General features: G+C 40.7%; 16 protein-coding genes. 9 read left to right on the forward strand and 7 right to left on the reverse strand.

Going from position 1 to position 17007, the window contains the following annotated elements; genetic code table 11:
- Positions 1 to 199: 199 nt before the first annotated feature.
- Genes H5092_RS14540 through pspF form a run of 6 tightly spaced genes read right to left on the reverse strand, consistent with a single transcriptional unit; the run spans position 200 to position 6555 of the window.
- On the reverse strand, positions 200 to 961 hold the full coding sequence (locus H5092_RS14540; protein ID WP_002958339.1) for an ATP-binding cassette domain-containing protein: 762 nt from the start codon (positions 959 to 961) through the stop codon (positions 200 to 202).
- Positions 961 to 1953: an oligopeptide/dipeptide ABC transporter ATP-binding protein gene (locus H5092_RS14545; protein ID WP_002958338.1), complete on the reverse strand. Its 993-nt coding sequence runs from the start codon at positions 1951 to 1953 to the stop codon at positions 961 to 963. The genes H5092_RS14540 and H5092_RS14545 overlap by 1 nt, the downstream gene beginning before the upstream one ends.
- Positions 1954 to 2847 carry an ABC transporter permease subunit gene (locus H5092_RS14550; RefSeq protein ID WP_002958337.1) on the reverse strand — a complete coding sequence of 298 codons (894 nt, stop codon included), beginning with the start codon at positions 2845 to 2847 and terminating at the stop codon, positions 1954 to 1956. It abuts the gene before it with no gap.
- Positions 2834 to 3868 carry an ABC transporter permease subunit gene (locus tag H5092_RS14555; protein WP_182733794.1) on the reverse strand — a complete coding sequence of 345 codons (1035 nt, stop codon included), beginning with the start codon at positions 3866 to 3868 and terminating at the stop codon, positions 2834 to 2836. Before H5092_RS14555 ends, H5092_RS14550 begins: the two co-directional genes overlap by 14 nt.
- Complete coding sequence (locus H5092_RS14560) at positions 3868 to 5475, reverse strand: ABC transporter substrate-binding protein (protein ID WP_024596506.1); 1608 nt, start codon at positions 5473 to 5475, stop codon at positions 3868 to 3870. The genes H5092_RS14555 and H5092_RS14560 overlap by 1 nt, the downstream gene beginning before the upstream one ends.
- Before the next feature lie 15 nt (positions 5476 to 5490).
- A complete protein-coding gene (pspF, locus tag H5092_RS14565) occupies positions 5491 to 6555 on the reverse strand; it encodes a phage shock protein operon transcriptional activator (RefSeq protein WP_024596505.1) in 1065 nt (354 codons plus the stop codon).
- 186 nt (positions 6556 to 6741) lie between these two features.
- Here pspF and pspA point away from each other — a divergent pair, with 186 nt between their 5' ends.
- The 8 genes from pspA to H5092_RS14605 all read left to right on the forward strand — a co-directional run bounded on the left by pspA (position 6742) and on the right by H5092_RS14605 (position 13718).
- Positions 6742 to 7401, forward strand: a complete 660-nt coding sequence (gene pspA / locus H5092_RS14570) for a phage shock protein PspA (RefSeq protein WP_007376832.1) — start codon at positions 6742 to 6744, stop codon at positions 7399 to 7401.
- A gap of 72 nt (positions 7402 to 7473) precedes the next feature.
- The gene (gene pspB / locus H5092_RS14575; protein ID WP_024596504.1) at positions 7474 to 7707 is read left to right on the forward strand and encodes an envelope stress response membrane protein PspB; all 234 of its coding nucleotides are present in this window, start codon (positions 7474 to 7476) and stop codon (positions 7705 to 7707) included.
- The gene (gene pspC, locus H5092_RS14580) at positions 7704 to 8105 is read left to right on the forward strand and encodes an envelope stress response membrane protein PspC (RefSeq protein ID WP_024596503.1); all 402 of its coding nucleotides are present in this window, start codon (positions 7704 to 7706) and stop codon (positions 8103 to 8105) included. Before pspB ends, pspC begins: the two co-directional genes overlap by 4 nt.
- 63 nt (positions 8106 to 8168) lie before the next feature.
- A complete protein-coding gene (locus H5092_RS14585) occupies positions 8169 to 9587 on the forward strand; it encodes a YcjX family protein (protein WP_182197824.1) in 1419 nt (472 codons plus the stop codon).
- The gene (locus tag H5092_RS14590) at positions 9584 to 10609 is read left to right on the forward strand and encodes a TIGR01620 family protein (protein ID WP_182733795.1); all 1026 of its coding nucleotides are present in this window, start codon (positions 9584 to 9586) and stop codon (positions 10607 to 10609) included. The genes H5092_RS14585 and H5092_RS14590 overlap by 4 nt, the downstream gene beginning before the upstream one ends.
- Positions 10610 to 11119: 510 nt before the next feature.
- Complete coding sequence (gene megL / locus H5092_RS14595) at positions 11120 to 12301, forward strand: methionine gamma-lyase (RefSeq protein WP_182724531.1); 1182 nt, start codon at positions 11120 to 11122, stop codon at positions 12299 to 12301.
- 237 nt (positions 12302 to 12538) lie between these two features.
- Positions 12539 to 13336, forward strand: coding sequence for a phenylalanine 4-monooxygenase (phhA, locus tag H5092_RS14600; RefSeq protein WP_002958327.1), 798 nt, complete (start codon positions 12539 to 12541; stop codon positions 13334 to 13336).
- Between the two features lie 37 nt (positions 13337 to 13373).
- The gene (locus tag H5092_RS14605) at positions 13374 to 13718 is read left to right on the forward strand and encodes a 4a-hydroxytetrahydrobiopterin dehydratase (RefSeq protein WP_002958326.1); all 345 of its coding nucleotides are present in this window, start codon (positions 13374 to 13376) and stop codon (positions 13716 to 13718) included.
- A gap of 83 nt (positions 13719 to 13801) precedes the next feature.
- Here H5092_RS14605 and H5092_RS14610 read toward each other — a convergent pair whose 3' ends face one another.
- A complete protein-coding gene (locus tag H5092_RS14610) occupies positions 13802 to 15832 on the reverse strand; it encodes a BCCT family transporter (RefSeq protein ID WP_024606267.1) in 2031 nt (676 codons plus the stop codon).
- Positions 15833 to 15993: 161 nt separating this feature from the next.
- Between H5092_RS14610 and H5092_RS14615 the strand changes: the two genes are divergently transcribed.
- Positions 15994 to 16992 carry a DUF2971 domain-containing protein gene (locus H5092_RS14615; RefSeq protein ID WP_024596500.1) on the forward strand — a complete coding sequence of 333 codons (999 nt, stop codon included), beginning with the start codon at positions 15994 to 15996 and terminating at the stop codon, positions 16990 to 16992.
- Positions 16993 to 17007 lie beyond the last annotated feature (15 nt).

The following is a 17007-nucleotide window of genomic DNA, read 5'->3' on the forward strand; positions in this document are numbered from 1 at the left end:
AAAAGTGGCTATTATTGCCTGTATAAGAAAGCTTATAGTAATCATAAATTCTATGGTGAGGGATGGTGTCATGTGGGATCCTAAAATGGTTTGAAATTAGGAATTGACACCATAGTCACTTGTTAATTAAATACAATTAACAAGAAGACCTAGTTAAATACGGTTACCTTACAAAAAAGTTAGGTATTTATAATCTGCTTTAGCAGCTTAATAAACGCTGCGTTACTTTTGATTGAGGGTTTTGAAAAACATCTTCAGTAGGACCGTATTCAACCACTTCGCCTTTATCAAGTACAACTACAAAATCACTAATGTGACGTACTAAACTTAAATGATGAGTGATCATCACATACGTAAGGCCTGTATCGCGCTGCAGCTTAAGTAACAAGTTTACTATTTGCGCCCGTATAGAGGGATCTAAAGACGAAACAGCTTCATCAAGTACAATCACCTTAGGATCTAAAATTAATGCACGAGAAAACGCTACACGTTGTAACTGCCCCACGCTAAACATATGCGGGTAGTAGTGTTTATGATCGATTAACAAACCCACCTTAGAAAGCGTTGCATCAATCTTTTCAGTGCGTTCACTAGCATCAAGTTCAGTATTATATTGCAGGCAATCATCAAGCATTTCGCCAATGGTTAAGCCCGGGTTGAGCGATGCAGCAGAATCTTGAAAAATCATACGAATATGGCGACATTGATTATCGCGTACGCCATTATCTTCGATAATATTATTCTCGAGCAAAATTTGCCCGCTATCAGCGCTATCAGCTCCTGAAAGTAGTTTTGCCAACGTACTTTTACCTGCGCCTGTTTCGCCAATTATGGCAATGCTTTCACCTTTACCTACGCAAAATGAAATGTTTTTAAGGACTTCAAACTTTTTACGTGAAAAAAGCCCAGCTCGCACATTAAAGGTTTTACAAAGTGCTTGTACTTTTAACAGTGGTTGCATTACTTCATGTCCTTAATTAACGGGAAGTGACACGCATAACTATGACCATGATGCTTAGTTAGGGCTGGTGTAACCACACAGGCTTTTTGTGCTTGCGGACAACGCGGCCCAAGGCGACAGCCAATGGGCAAATGTTGCAGGGTAGGGATAGTCCCTTTAAGCGCATAAAAAGGTTCTTTATGTGCTAAGCCTTGCTCGTAGTCTGGCAAGCTTTTTAGTAATGCTTGCGTGTATGGATGGCGAGGCTGTTTAAATATTTCATGGGTTGGGCCTGCTTCAACCATTTGCCCGCAATATAAAACATGAATGCCATGCGACCAATGTGCAATCTCTTCCAGTTCATGAGAGATCATCAAAATAGACATGTTTTTAAGTTGATTTAAGCTTTTTAGTAACCTAAATACTTGTGCGCGAGTTGTGCTCTCAAGCGCTGTAGTGGGCTCATCAGCGATTAAAAGTTTAGGCGTGCGAGCAATGGCCATCGCAATCATTACTTTTTGACATACGCCTTCAGAGAGCTCATGAGGGTAACTACTTAGTACCGCTTCGTGGTTTTTAATACCCACCTTATGAATAAGCGCTTTTACTCTGTCTTTTCTCTCTCGGTTGCGTTTTAAAAAGAAACCTTTAGTTGCGACCTCTGGGAGTGTTTCGGCAATTTGGTCAAATATTTTAGCGGTTGGGTCAAGGCAGCGACTTGGATCTTGATAGATCATCGCTATATCTTGGCTTACTATTTTACGGCGTTTCTCTGGGCTTAAACGCATTAAGTCTACGCCGCGCCAATGAATACGGTCGGCAGTAATATCCCAGCGCTCGTTTAATACACCAATAATCGCTTTTGCTATTAAGCTTTTGCCAGAGCCAGACTCGCCCACAAGCGCATGTACTTCACCTTCTTTTAAGCTAAAGCTCACTCTGTCTACAGCTCTAATTACAGTTTCAGAGGTACGTAGTTCAATTGTTAAGTTACGAACATCGAGTAATTGCATTTAATCAGCCTTACGTGCTTTTAGCACTTGTCGCAGGCCATCGCCTACTAAATTAGTAGATAACACGGCTAAAAATAACAGTACACCAGGTAGCGCTACAGTCCACGGCGCTAAATAAATAAGGCCTAGATTTTCGGCTAATATTGCGCCCCATTCGGTCGTTGGTGGCTGAGCCCCTAATTTTAAAAATCCCAGTGCTGAAATATCTAATATCGCAGTAGAAAGCGCCATCGTGAATATAACCACAATATGCTCATAAATATTAGGGAAAATACCGCGCGATATTATATGCCAATTAGATGCGCCATCGAGTCTAAACGCAGTAATGTAATCTTTACTTAATTCATCAACAATTAGGTTGCGCACCGAGTGAATAAATTGCGGTAGTAACGCTAAAATAATTGCCCATACGGTATTCATTAAACCAGGACCGAGTATGGCGATTATTATTATGGCCAATAACAAAGAAGGAATAGAAAGTGTTATATCAAGTAAATGATTTAAAAAGCTTGAACGCAACCCTTTACTAATCCCTGCAAAAGTCCCCACTAATACACCAAACAGGGTCGTGATTAGGGCAGCTACAACAGAAAGTCCAAACGTATATGTTGCACCATTCATTAAGCGCGAGAGTACATCACGGCCTAAATCATCGGTGCCTAAAATAAAGCGTACATCGCCCATTTCTCGCCATGAGGGCGGTATGAGTAGTGCATCACTATGCTGTTGGTTTACGCCATAGGGCGCTAAAAAAGGAGCTGTGGCGGCCAATAATGCAAACGCCATAAATATCCATAAACCAACCAAAGCTGGGTGATTGTTTTTAAATTTGCGCCAAAATCGCGCAAGTGGCGATTTATTCGACTCTTCAGAAAATAAATTAAACTTTGCCATGGGCCTGATTCCGCGAGAGTGGATCGAATAAAGTGTAAGTAAGCTCAGCTGTAATAGAGGCTAAAATAACAAATAAAGACACCGCCATTAATCCGCCTTGAATTGCAGGAAAGTCGCGCTGATAAATACTATCGATTAACCATCGGCCAATACCCGGCCAAGAAAAAATAACTTCAGTAATCATCGCAAGTGTTATCAAGGTGCTAAATTGCAAACCAATTTGCTTAATTACCGGTAGTAGAGCATTACGCAGTGCATGGTGCATGATAAGTTGACGGCGGTTAAGGCCTTTTGCCCTAGCTGTTTTAATAAAGTTTTGATCCATTACCTTAAGCATAGACTCGCGAGTAAAGCGCACTAATACCGTGGTTGGATACATGGCCAATACAATAGTAGGGAGTGTTAAATGACGCAGCGCATCAACAAAGGCCATCCCTTTATATGGAAATCCAGCTAGAGCAATATCAATTAATATAAACCCTGTACTGGCGGGTATTTCGTAAAGGAGGCCCATTCTGCCCGACATAGGAAACCAGCCAAGCTTTAATGAAAAAACCATTATTAACAACAATGCGAGCCAAAACACAGGCATTGAATAACCTACCATAGTGACAGAGTTTATAAGTTTGTCGGGCCAGCGTTTATGATAGCCAGAGCCTAAAATGCCAGTAGGTACACCAATAACAACCGATACAATTAATGCATATACGCTTAGCTCTAAAGTAGCCGGTAGTAAGTCAATAATATGGCTAAACACGCTGTTACCAGAGGCAAATGAAAGCCCCCAATCGCCTTGAAATATTCTCCCTAAAAAGGCAATGTATTGCATAAAGTAATTGCTGTTGTATAAATATTTATCCTCAAGCTTACTATGCTGTGCAAAGTTACCACTTGGTATGCCACTTAAATTACTTAGCGGATCACCGGGAAATAAATACGCCAGTGAAAACGTAAATACGCTGAGCATTAGTATCATAAAAAAGAACAAACCAAGGCGACGTAAAATATAATCTAAGATCATTATTTTTTCCTCGCATTAGCAAGCGAAATAGCACCAAACGGGCCAAGTGTTATGCCTTCCACATCAGCGCTACTTGCTTGAAAGCGCAAGCCATGAGCAATTGGTAATAACGGCAACTCTTTAATAATTAAGCTTTGTGCATCTTCGTAGTATTTTTTACGTTTGTTTAAATCAGTGGTGTCTAGTGCTTTAGTAAGCAATAAATCAAATTGGGGATTACACCAGTTTGCAGGGTTTTTGCCACTAAAAGTAGCGGTGCAACTCAGCAGCGGGCTAAAAAAGTTATCAGGGTCGGGTGTATCTGCGGCCCAACCAAGTAATACACTGTCGTGCCTATGCTCGCCAATACGTTGAATAAACGTATTCCACTCATATTCTACAATACTGACGTTAACGCCTACTTTGCGTAAATCACTTTGCATAAGCTCAGCCATTTTACGTGCGTTGGGATTATAAATACGACTCACAGGCATAGCCCATATCGTCATATCAAAGCCATTAGGCAACCCTGCTTCAATAAGTAATTTTTTAGCAAGTTCTGGATCAAATGTAGGTATATCTTCTTGTGGCTCAAATGCCCAAGAGGTTGGCGGCAAAATCGATTGTGCGCGAGTACCGTTACCGTAATAAACCGCCTGCATTATTTTATCTACATCTATTGCGTGCGCAAGCGCTTGGCGTACGCGTAAGTCGTCAAACGGAGCACGCTCTGTATTAAATGCCCAATAACCTATGTTTAAGTTTGTTTCTTTTTCGACGTTTATATCATCGCGTTGCGCTAAAATGCTCAATTGTGCACTACTTGGATGAGCCGTTACATCGCACTCTTTAGTCAGCATTTTTGCTATGCGCGTAGTGCCGTTAGGGGTTATATCGTAAACCAATTGCTCAAGTGCAACGTCATGCTTCCAATAAAGTGGGTTACGGTAAAAGCGCACAAGATGATCTCGGCGGTATTCTTTATAAATATACGGGCCGGTGCCAATAGGGTACTGATCAAATAAGTTTTTTTGATTATTTTTCTTAAGTTTCATGGCGTATTCTTCTGAAAGCACCACGGCAAAGTCGGTAGCCATATTAGCTAAAAAACTACTTTCAGGATTAAACAATTCAAAACGGACTTGGTAGTCAGACACGCGCACAATTTTGCGAATAAGTTGATCAATTCCTACACTTTGAAAATACGGGTAATCGGCATCGCCCACAAAGTGATATGGATTATATACATCGAATAATCGGCTAAAGGTGAATATAACGTCGTCGGCGTTAAAGTCCCGCGATGGGGTAAAATAAGAAGTTGTATGAAACTTTACATCTTTACGCAGGGTAAAGGTAACCGATTTACCATCTTTGCTAATTTTCCAATCGGTCGCCAGCTCACTTTGAAACTCTGCCGTAACAGGGTCAATGCTAATTAAGCGGTCGTATAATTGGTTAGCAATTATATCAATAGTTGAACCGGTGGTCGTGACTTGCGGATTAAACGACACAGGGTTAGCTTCAGCGCAATAAACTAAGCCTTGGTTTTTTTCTTCTATGATTTCTTCTTTGCTATCAAGGCAACCAACTAAAGTGGTGGTAAGCAAAACAAGTAATAATTTATGCACCCGCATAACCTCTGACTATTGTTGATCCAATAAGTTGTATTTTTTAAGATAACCACGTAATTGATGATACGTTAAACCAAGTACTTCTGCAGTTTTCTTTTGATTAAATTGGCTATGTTCGAGTGCTTTATTAATCATGTTTATTTCAAAGTCGTTTGAATGCTCTTTTAAGCTGCACGGAAATTGAATATCAACGGCTGAATCATTGCTTGCTTGAGTAACCGGCGGCGTAACAACAATAGGCTCTGCATTAACCGTTTGAGCCGCTACAGGTGCTTTAATACGCGCTTTTGGTCTAAATGGGCTATCGAATGGGTCTAAAATAATCTGGTGAACGGGAATATGTTCACTACCGTGGCGATACAAACTGCGTTCAACCACATTTTTAAGTTCACGAATATTACCAGGCCAATCATAACTAAGCAGTGTTTCTGTTGCGCTTCGGGTAAAGCCGCTAAACAGTTCCCACTCTAAATCGCGCGCCATGTTCATCGCAAACTGCTCAGCAAGAAGCATAATATCGTCTTGGCGTTCGCGCAGTGGTGGTAGGGTAATTACATCAAAGGCAAGGCGATCGAGTAAATCACTTCTAAATTCACCTTGCTCGGCCAAATAAGGAAGATCTTCGTTTGTCGCACACACTAAGCGGGTATCTACTTTTACAGTTTGTTTGCCGCCAACACGTTCAAACTCACCGTATTCTATAACGCGCAGCAGTTTTTCTTGTACCATAGCTGAGGTATTAGCTAATTCATCTAAAAACAGTGTGCCGCTGTTAGCGCGTTCAAAACGACCTTCGTGACGTTTACTTGCCCCCGTAAAAGCACCGCTTTCGTGGCCAAATAATTCACTTTCGAGTAGGTTTTCGTTAAGCGCTGCACAGTTAAGCTTTACGTAGTTTTGATCCCAGCGTTTTGATAAAAAGTGTAAGCGTGCTGCTATTAGCTCTTTACCTGTGCCGCGTTCACCAATAATAAGTACCGGTTTATCTAAATTAGCCAGTTGCGATACCTGATCTAATACAGACAGAAAGCTATCTGATTGGCCGAGTAAATTATCCTGTTGGCGATATTGGCTCATATTTCCTAACTCTTGGTCATTTTTACTAACAGTTAGTGTATTTCATAATTAGGGATAACTAAAGAAATTTGTATATTTAGTTTAACGTAATGAAAATAAAGTGTATTTTAACTTTTAAAAAGTTGGCAAGCATATTGATACTAGTTATAGCAGACTAACTAAGTTTTAATTACAGAGGTAAATGTTATGGGAATTTTTTCACGTTTTGCAGATATTGTTAATTCTAATATCAACGCCATTTTAGATAAAGCAGAAGACCCAGAAAAAATGGTTCGTCTGATTATTCAAGAAATGGAAGATACGCTTGTTGAAGTACGTTCTACATCAGCTAAAACATTGGCTGAGAAAAAAGAAATTGTACGCCGCTTAGATACACTTAAAGCGCAGGTAAGTGATTGGCAAGATAAAGCCGAACTGGCTTTAAGTAAAGACCGCGACGATTTAGCGCGTTCAGCCTTACTTGAAAAGCAAAAGTCGGCAGATGCAGTTGCTTCAGTAGCGAGTGAGCTTGAACATGTAGAGTCTCATATTGAGAAATTACAGCAAGAAGTAACGACGCTACAAGAAAAGCTAGCAGATGCTAAATCTCGTCAAAAAGCGATTATACTTCGCCAACGTTCGGCTGAGTCGCGCCTTGAAGTGAAAAAGACACTTGATAGCTCAAAAGTAGAAGAAGCACTTAACCGCTTTGAACGTTACGAAACCAAAATTGATGGACTAGAATCTCAAATTGAGTCGTACGATTTAGGTAAAAAGACGTTAGCGGATGAAATTGCTAATCTACAAAAAAATGAAAAGATAGATGATGAGCTAGCCGAACTTAAAAAGAAGTTAGCTGATAAATAATTACATATAAAAATATATGGGGCCCTTGTGCCCCAGCTTAAAAACATCAAAACGGATTGTCAGGAGAGGATTATGTTTGATCCAGAGATATTAGTTGCACCATTTATCTTGTTTATGATTTTTGTTGCTCCGCTGTGGCTAATTTTGCACTACCGTAGCAAGAAACAAGTAAGCCAAGGTTTAAGTGAGCACGAACATCGCCAATTACTTGAGCTTGCACACAAAGCTGAAAAAATGGCTGATCGATTAGAAACACTTGAAGCATTGCTTGATCAAGAGTCACCACAATGGAGACGCAAAGTATGAGTGCCAAACGCGAATTATTAAGAGACCCACAACGCGGTAAAATAGCCGGTGTGTGTGCGGGATTAAGTGACTACTTTAATATGGAGTTATGGTTAGTTCGCATTATATTTGTTAGTGCGGTACTGCTAACGGGTGGCCCATTATTTGTGGTAGCGTATATTGCAGCCTGGTTCATTTTAGATAAAAAAGAGCCCGCAACAGCGCAAACAAAAAGCTCAACTAAAACTGATGATCCGCTAGAAGTAAAATTTAAAGTATGGCAAAAAGGCGAGCCGCCGCGCCGCGCATTGCAAGATTTAAAAGAGCGTTTAACGCGTGTAGATACTCGCCTTCAAGATATGGAGCGCCATGTAACTTCAAGCGAGTTTACGGTGAGCCGTGAAATTAACAAACTTTAAAGGATTTAATAGCACCTTATTTGCAGCGTGATAAATTACGGCAAATTAGGTGCAAGACACTTTATGAGCCAATCATTTGCAAAAAAGACCTTTAAAAGCATTAAAGGCAAAGCACAAAAAGCCCTTCATCGCAGTTTAGACCAACACGTAAAGCTTGCCGTAACTGGCCTAAGTGGTAGTGGTAAAACTGCCTTTATTACCGCGCTTGTTAAACACTTAACAACCCAAGCGGACGATAAAAACTTACCTTTTTTTGATGTAATGCGCGAGCACCGCCATGTGGCCACTAAAGTTGTGCCGCAAGAGGCGTTAAAAGTCCCTACGTTTAATTACCCTCGAGCACTCAATACTTTATTACCCAGCGATGGGATGCCTACATGGCCTGCATCTACCGAGCGTATTAATACGCTGCGCTTGGCAATAAAGTATCAAAGTAATGCAGGGCTGCGTGGGCACTTTTCGCCGCAATCAACGCTTTATTTAGATATTATTGACTACCCGGGTGAATGGCTCCTTGATTTACCTATGCTTGAGCAAAGCTATTCTCAATGGTGCGAGCAGCAATATCCGTTATTAACTCAGCCTTCGCGCGTAAACACATCAAGTGACTTTTTAGTAGCCGTTGATCAACTTGACTTAAACGCCCCCGTTGATGAAAACGCACTTGCCCATATTGCTCAGCTTTATCAAAGCATGTTAGTCGGGCTTAAAAAAGACACCAAACTTGCCATGTTACAACCTGGGCGCATGCTAATGCCTGGCGACCTACAAGGCGCGCCATTGTTATTGTTTTTTCCGGTATCGGGTGAAATAAACAGTGACGATGTCGTTGCGGGTTCTAATTTAGCGCATTTAATTAAGCGTTTTAACGCCTATATAAAAGAAGTCGTAAAACCATTTTATAATGAGCATTTTAGGCACTTCGATCGCCAAATCGTACTTGTAGATGTACTTAGTGCGTTAAACGAAGGGCACGAAACACTCCAAGAGCAAAGCAGTGTAATAAACCAATTACTCGCACACTTTAATTACGGTGAGTCGGGCTTTTTTAAACGTTTATTTAAGCCCAACATAGACAAAATATTATTTGCAGCTAATAAATCAGATCACATAAGTGCAAAACACCATAAAGATTTAGCACTACTACTTGATTCGCTCGTGCATGAGCAAAGTAATCATTTAAAGTTTGATGGTGTAAAAATAGAAACCATGGCTATGTCGTCAATCACAGCAACGCAGCCGCGCCAGATTACCGACAAAGGCCAAACGCTTGACTGTATTTATGGTAAACCGCTAAACGAGCCAGATTGGCTTACGTATTTACCGCCGCAACCTCCCTCGCGGATGCTTAATAAAAATGAGTGGCCAGCACAGGGATTTGAGTTTTTATCGTTCTCTCCAATGCCGAGCCCCGATAAACAACTAAAACATATTCGATTAGATCATGTCATGCAGTACCTGCTAGGAGACAAATTAACATGAGTGAGTCAAACCAAACATTTCAAGCAGGGCGTCGTATAGATACGCAAAGCATTGAGCAAAACGAACCCGTTTTAGCACCTGCAAAAATTATTCAGCACGGGCAAAGTGATTACGAAGAACTTGAAGATGAAGCACTAGAGCCAGAAATAGATCTAGAGCCTGTATATAAAAAGTCAAAGTGGCAAACACTTAAAGGTGTTTTTGCTATTAGTTTTATAGTACTGGTGCTTTTAGAGTTTGCGTACTCGTTAGTATTTGCTTTCGAGCAGTCAATTATTTTAGGCAGTGTTTATTTAACCGCGGTTGTAAGTGGCGTACTGCTAATAGGGCGCTTATTGTGGCGAGAGTACCGAATGCTGCGCAGTTTAAAGCGTAACCAGCTGCACCGAGTTGAAGCCGACAGGCTTTTAAACAGCGAGCAAGTAGGCGGTGCATTACCTTGGCTCGAAAAGCTTAATAAACACCAAGAGCTTGATAACTTTGAAACCTTTAAAAACCAAGTAGCGATGCATCACAGCGACAAAGAAATAATGACGCTGTACGCCAACAGTTTATTAATAACCCAAGACACCAAAGCTAAAAAGCTTATAAATCGTTTTGCGACTGAATCTGCACTGCTAGTTGCCCTAAGCCCACTTGCGCTGGTGGATATGATGGCTGTGCTTTGGCGTGGTACTAAGTTAATAGAACAAATTGGTAAAATTTACGGCATTGGTTTTGGCTACGCGAGCCGTATAAAGCTTTACCGTATGTTGATAAAACAAGTAATGTTTGTTGGCAGTGCAGAGCTTGTATCTGACCTTGCTGCAACTGCACTAAGTGCTGAGCTTTTAGGTAAGCTTTCGGGACGAGCTGCGCAAGGGGTCAGCGCCGGTATTTTTACAGCGCGTATTGGTTACAAAGCAATGGAGCTTAGTCGCCCATTACCACGGCTTGAAAACAAACGCAGCTTACTAAAAGGCACTGTGCAAAGCATCGCAGGTAAAATTATGAGCCGTAAAAAGGCGGAGTCAACGCAGTAAAATACGAGGGCGTGTTTATCTTTGATGGTTGAATTTGCAGCAGTCTGTTTGGTATTTAGGCAAGGCAGAGCCTATGTAGTGTGGTTATTCCCCATAAATAGGTGATAACGTAGCATTAATGCCAAACAGGCGCTGCCCAAAGGGTTCTTCCTAGGGGCTATTTACTCTTTGTTGCCTACATGGATGTAGGTAAGGGGCGTGAGCAGGACGCGGAAGCTTTGCTCGGTTTTACTTATTCTTACATGGATGTAAGCCAGTAGGGTAACGCAGGAGCAGTTACCGAGCCCACTAGGTTACAAACCTCGCGCCGCGATTTAATCTTCCTTGGATTGAACAAATTTCAATCCGCAAAGGTCAACACGCCCTGGTGGCAATATTTGTGTACAAACGTGCGCTGCACGGTTTTTACACAAATAGCCATCTGAGCATCCGGCATGCTTGCTGTTTGTAAGCGCATACGTTTTGATTGTTGAATCGCAAAAACATAATAATCAAAAAAATGAGCCTACAATGAGCAAGCATCATATAAACACCCAGTGTATTCACGGACCACAAAAAGCAAACGACCCGCACGGGGCACTCACTTCTCCTTTGTATCAAACCTCTACCTTTCATTTTGAAAACGCCGCACAAGGTGCTGCGCGTTTTGCAGGCGACGAACCTGGCTATATTTATACGCGCTTAGGAAACCCCACAACCACAGAGCTTGAACAAAAAGTTGCTCAACTAGAAAGTTGTGAAGCAGCAGCTGCAACCGCAACAGGTATGGGGGCTGTATCTGCCTCAGTACTGAGCTTTTTATCGCAAGGAGATCATCTTGTTGCCTCAAGTGCTTTATATGGTTGTACCTTTGCGTTTTTCTCGCATATGTTGCCGCGCTGGGGAATCGAAGTCACTTTTGTTGATATGACCAACGAGGACGAACTACGCGCTGCCATCAAACCTAATTCAAAAATGATATTTGTAGAAACGCCAATCAACCCCACTATGGCGGTTATTGATTTGGCACTTATTGGCGCAGTTGCTAAAGAGCACAACTTAATTAGTGTGGTCGACAACACCTTTTTAACGCCGCTCCTGCAATCACCAAAAAAATACGGTATCGACATTATAATGCACAGTGCGACCAAGTACTTAAATGGTCACGGAGACGTAGTCGCCGGTATTGTATGTGGATCGCTTGAGCACATAACACACATTAAAATGACCGTACTAAAAGACATTGGTGCAACCATAAGCCCGCACGATGCATGGCTAATTAATCGAGGCCTAAAAACACTCGCCATTAGAATAGAACGCCATTGTCAAAGTGCACAAACAATAGCGCAATATCTAGAAGCGCACCCACAAGTAAGTACCGTATATTACCCAGGGCTTAAATCGCACCCAGGTCATAAGTTTATTGGCAACCAAATGAAAGCCGCTGGTGGTGTTATTGCATTTGAAATAAAAGGCACGCTACAAGATGGCGCACAATTTATTGATAGTATGAAACTTTGTACACTTGCAGTAAGCCTCGGCGACGCTGAAACACTGATTCAGCATCCTGCATCTATGACTCACTCGCCTTATACGCCAGAGGAACGAGCCGCCGCTGGAATAAGTGATGGGCTGATCAGACTCTCGGTTGGGCTTGAAGATGTTAACGACATTATTAGTGATTTAGACCAAGCTTTTACTGAAATTGGTTAGGTGTAATTAATTGTATACACATAAAGGCAAGCTACAGGCCTTTATTTAAAGGTCTGTATTTTTAGATTGCCATAGGTGTAATTATAAATTTACGATAGTGGTGATCGTCCCAAATACTGATGTTAGTCTATCTATTAAACTTTTCTTCACTTTTGCATAGTATGGGGTCATTCGATATTCAATAGATTTGAGTATCACACTGACACCGATTTAGGGCTCACACCCAAGAAGGTACTTATGGCTAAAGCAAGTAAATACACATCCAAAACACCAGACGAAAATGGTGTTATACACTGGAGTGATGAAGAAAATAAAATTTGGTCTGAGCTTGTAGCGCGTCAACTTGCATGCATTGAAGGCAAAGCCTGCAACGAGTACATGCAAGGGTTAAAAAAGATTAACCTGCCGCACGATCGTATTCCGCAGTTAAGCGAACTAAACGAAGTGTTACTAGCCACTACCGGTTGGCAAGTCGCGCCAGTACCTGCGCTTATCGACTTTGATGAGTTTTTTAGATTACTGGCAAACAAGCAGTTTCCGGTAGCTACATTTATTCGTAGCCGCGAAGAATTTGACTACCTACAAGAGCCAGATATTTTTCATGAAATATTTGGCCATTGCGCCATGCTAACTAACCCTGACTTTGCCGAGTTTACGCACAAGTACGGACAATTAGGTTACGCAGCGCAGAAAAAGGACCGTGTATACCTTGCGCGTATATACTGGTTTACAGTTGAATTTGGTTTAATGCAAACCGAAGACGGCCTGCGTATTTACGGCGGCGGTATTTTATCAAGCCCAGGTGAAACTCAGTACGTATACTCAAACACGCCAGAAATTAGCCCAATGAATGTGCTTGATGTACTGCGTACGCCGTACCGTATTGATATTATGCAGCCACAGTACTACACCATAAATTCGATTCATGATCTGTTTGATATATCGCAAATGGATATTATGACTTTGGTTGAGCGAGCTAAAGAGCTTGGTTTGCACGACCCAAAATTTCCACCAAAAGAAAAATTAGCCAGTTAAACATTAATGCTAAAAAAGCTAAAAGTAAGGATTTAGAATGTCTTCATTAAGTGCACAAAAATGCGAAGCCTGTCATGTAGATGCGCCAAAAGTATCTGACGAAGAGTTAGCACAATTAATTACTAAAATCCCAGATTGGGTACCAGAAGTACGTGACGGCATTATGCAGCTTGAGCGTGTTTATAAATTTAAAAACTTCAAACAGGCTATCGCGTTTACTAACAAAGTAGGCGACATGGCAGAAGACGAAGGCCATCACCCAGGTCTACTAACCGAGTGGGGCAAAGTAACCGTCACATGGTGGAGCCATTCAATTAAAGGCCTACACAAAAACGACTTTATTTGCGCAGCTAAAACAGACGACGTATTTAACGCGCTGTAGTTAAAAATTAATTGAGCGAACTAAAAAGGCACTTTTCAGTGCCTTTTTTATTGCAATAATTGTGTATTAAATACGATGCTTATTTAAGGTTTATCGCTATTTAACATGTCATCGTGTTCGGCCATATCCCAAGGTAGTTCACCTGGGCTGTTACCTAAAAAGTGTAAGTAATTCTCAAATTGATCAAGAATATCCTTCACAATATCATCTTCACTGTAACCATACACATCGTAAGATTGCCCACCACGGCGTAAGAAAACATCAGCCTTGTAATACATTTCGATGTTATCAATCTCAGGTTTCAGCTCAGAATAGGCAAAGCTTGGCATAGGGTGTTCGGTTAGACGAATGTCATACACAAAATCAACATGCTCATGGCGTAGCACAGTTAAATGAGCACGGCCTAAGTCGGTATCAAAATCAACCTCTGCATGCCATTGTCGCGCTTTTAATTCAGCCTGAACGGCTTGCATTGCTTGTACTACCACACTACTAATGAAGGTGTGTACTTTTTCTTTATTGGGGTAATTAACCATGGCGGCTAAACGGCGCTTCCAATGAGATAAGTTAATATTACGGCCATTAAGCGCATGTGCTTGTAAACTAGTATCGCGATGGCCTTCAATGGTGAGTGCTCGCCAAAGCCCAGCGGTTGCAATAAGCATAATAATCGCAAAGGGTAAGGCACTGGCTATAGTCATAGTTTGTAGCGCACTTAACCCACCTGCCACTAATAAAACAGCAGCCACCGCGCCCTCTAGCACAGCCCAAAACACGCGTTGCCATGCGGGTGTATTAATATTACCTCCAGAGGCGAGAGAATCAATAACTAATGATCCTGAGTCAGACGAAGTAACAAAAAAGGTAATGATTAGAATAACGGTAAGTAGCGAAATAATAAATGATAACGGTAACACCTCAAATAACTGAAACAATGCAACAGCTTGGTTTGCTTGAACATCAGTAATTAAAGTATTGAACCCTTCATTCATTATTAGATTTAACGCGGTATCACCAAACACAGAAAACCATAAAAAGGTAAAAATAGTCGGGACTAGCATCACGCCAACAACAAATTGCCTGATGGTTCTGCCGCGGCTAATTTTAGCGATAAACATGCCAACAAAGGGTGCCCAAGCAATAGTCCAGCCAAATATAAATAGGGTCCAGTTACCAATCCAATCACTACGGCTGTACGCCTGTAAATTAAAAGTACGCTCAACAATACCGCTAAGGTAGCTGCCGGTATTTTGTAAAAACGATTCAAGAATATGAATAGTAGGGCCAATAAAAAATACAAAGGCCATTAACGACACTGCAAGAGTCATGTTTACAATAGATAAGCGCTTTACACCTTTATCCATCCCAGCCACTACTGAGAGAGTAGCTGCTGCGGTAATAATGGCAATAGCAGTAATTTGTACTGTGGTATTAATAGGGATACTTGGCCACAAATAATGCAGCCCAGCATTAATTTGGGTAACGGAAAGTCCTAACGTTGTGGCAATGCCAAATAACGTGCCTAATATGGCAAACACATCAACAGTGTGACCAATAGGACCATATATTTTATCACCAATAAGTGGATACAACGCTGAGCGAATCGACAGTGGGAGGCCATGACGAAATGCAAAATACGCAAGGACTAAACCGACAATCCCATAGATTGCCCATATGTGAAAACCCCAATGAAAAAATGCAATTTGCATAGCTTGCTTGGCAGCGTCGACGGTTTCTGCTGCGCCTGCGGGCGGAGATGCATAATGGAGCACGGGCTCTGCTACACCAAAATAAAGTAATGCGACTCCGTAACCGGCCGAAAATAGCATAGCAAACCATTCAGCGAAACTGTATTGCGGCTGCGCATGATCAGGGCCCAGCTTGATATTTCCCCAGCTGGAGGCTGCTACACAAACAATGAAAACTAAGAAAATAGCGACTGATAACATATAAAACCAACCAAAGGTTTCTGTTATCCACTTGAGGGTAACGCTGAATACTTGCCCTGCGAGTTCAGGGTTGCTAATTGTACCAATTACCAAGAGCAGAATAATAACCACTGCAGGTAAAAATACCGGTAGCAAAATAGTTGAGCGTAAAGCAGTTTTTGTCATATTAATCCTTAATATTAATTGCTAACTTTCAATTATACTTTACTACCTTATTATATCTTGGGTGTGTTGGCTAATTCAGTCTCTTGTTTAAGATTATCAAATTTTATTGTTGCCACTTATCAAGGTTAAACTAAAGATTAACATTACTTGGGATTTTAAATATGGAATATGTTTATCATTACACTTCTGCAGATGGTTTAAAGGGAATTTTAGAGAGCAAAAGTTTATGGGCTACTAACGCAGAGTATCTAAATGATTTTAGAGAAATAAAGCAAGGTATTGATAGAATAAAATCACTCAGAGGGAGTTTGTCTGAGTTTTCACAAATCAAACTCGAAGAAATTTATGCCAAACACAAAAATATACCTTTAGATGTTACCCAAAAAGAAATGCGAAGTAAGGACGTGCATCTCGCAAATCATTTTTTAAATTTTCTATGGAATATAATTGATAATAATACCATTGATGAAATTTATACCACTTCATTTACAACTAAGCGTGATAGCCTAAACCACTGGCTAACTTACGGGTCAGAGCAAACTTCATATTGCATAAAGTTTAATAAAGAAAAGCTATTTGATGATGAGTACTTTAGGCAAAGAAAACTTTTGAGTGGCTATGATGATGTTGATTACCAACCAACTGAGGAAATGCTTCATTCTTTAATTGAAGAACACTATCTGCCTGAGGTTTTAAGTTATGTGTTAGATCCAAATTTAAATGGAAATGACCTAAATGAAAAATGTGCTATTGCTGCAATTGAAATTTTTAATGAAGCGATTTTTAAGATTGCTAGCATAAAAGATCAAGCGTTCGAATATGAAGAAGAGTATCGTTTTACTCTTTTTTACCCTGGTTTAGTCTCATTAAATGAAAATACTGAAAAGGGTTATTTTGATTTTATAGACTCCTCTAATATTGATTTTATAGAGCTTGAAAATGGAGTGAAAGAGTTTTTTCCTTTATGCTACAGAACCCTAAAGTCTGGCATTATAGCCCCATATAGAGCGATACCTTTTCCTAAAAATTCAATTGATGAAATTATAATAGGACCATCAGAAAATAATGAGTTAGCTGTTAAAGGCTTAAAGTCTTTTTTGAGTTCATTAAATTTTGATGTAGAAGTGTCTAGTACTAAAACTTCATTTAGAAGAATTTAAAAAAGCTCCAAACCA

It is taken from the genome of Pseudoalteromonas sp. SR41-7 (assembly GCF_014163935.1).
GTDB classification, from domain to species: domain Bacteria; phylum Pseudomonadota; class Gammaproteobacteria; order Enterobacterales; family Alteromonadaceae; genus Pseudoalteromonas; species Pseudoalteromonas distincta.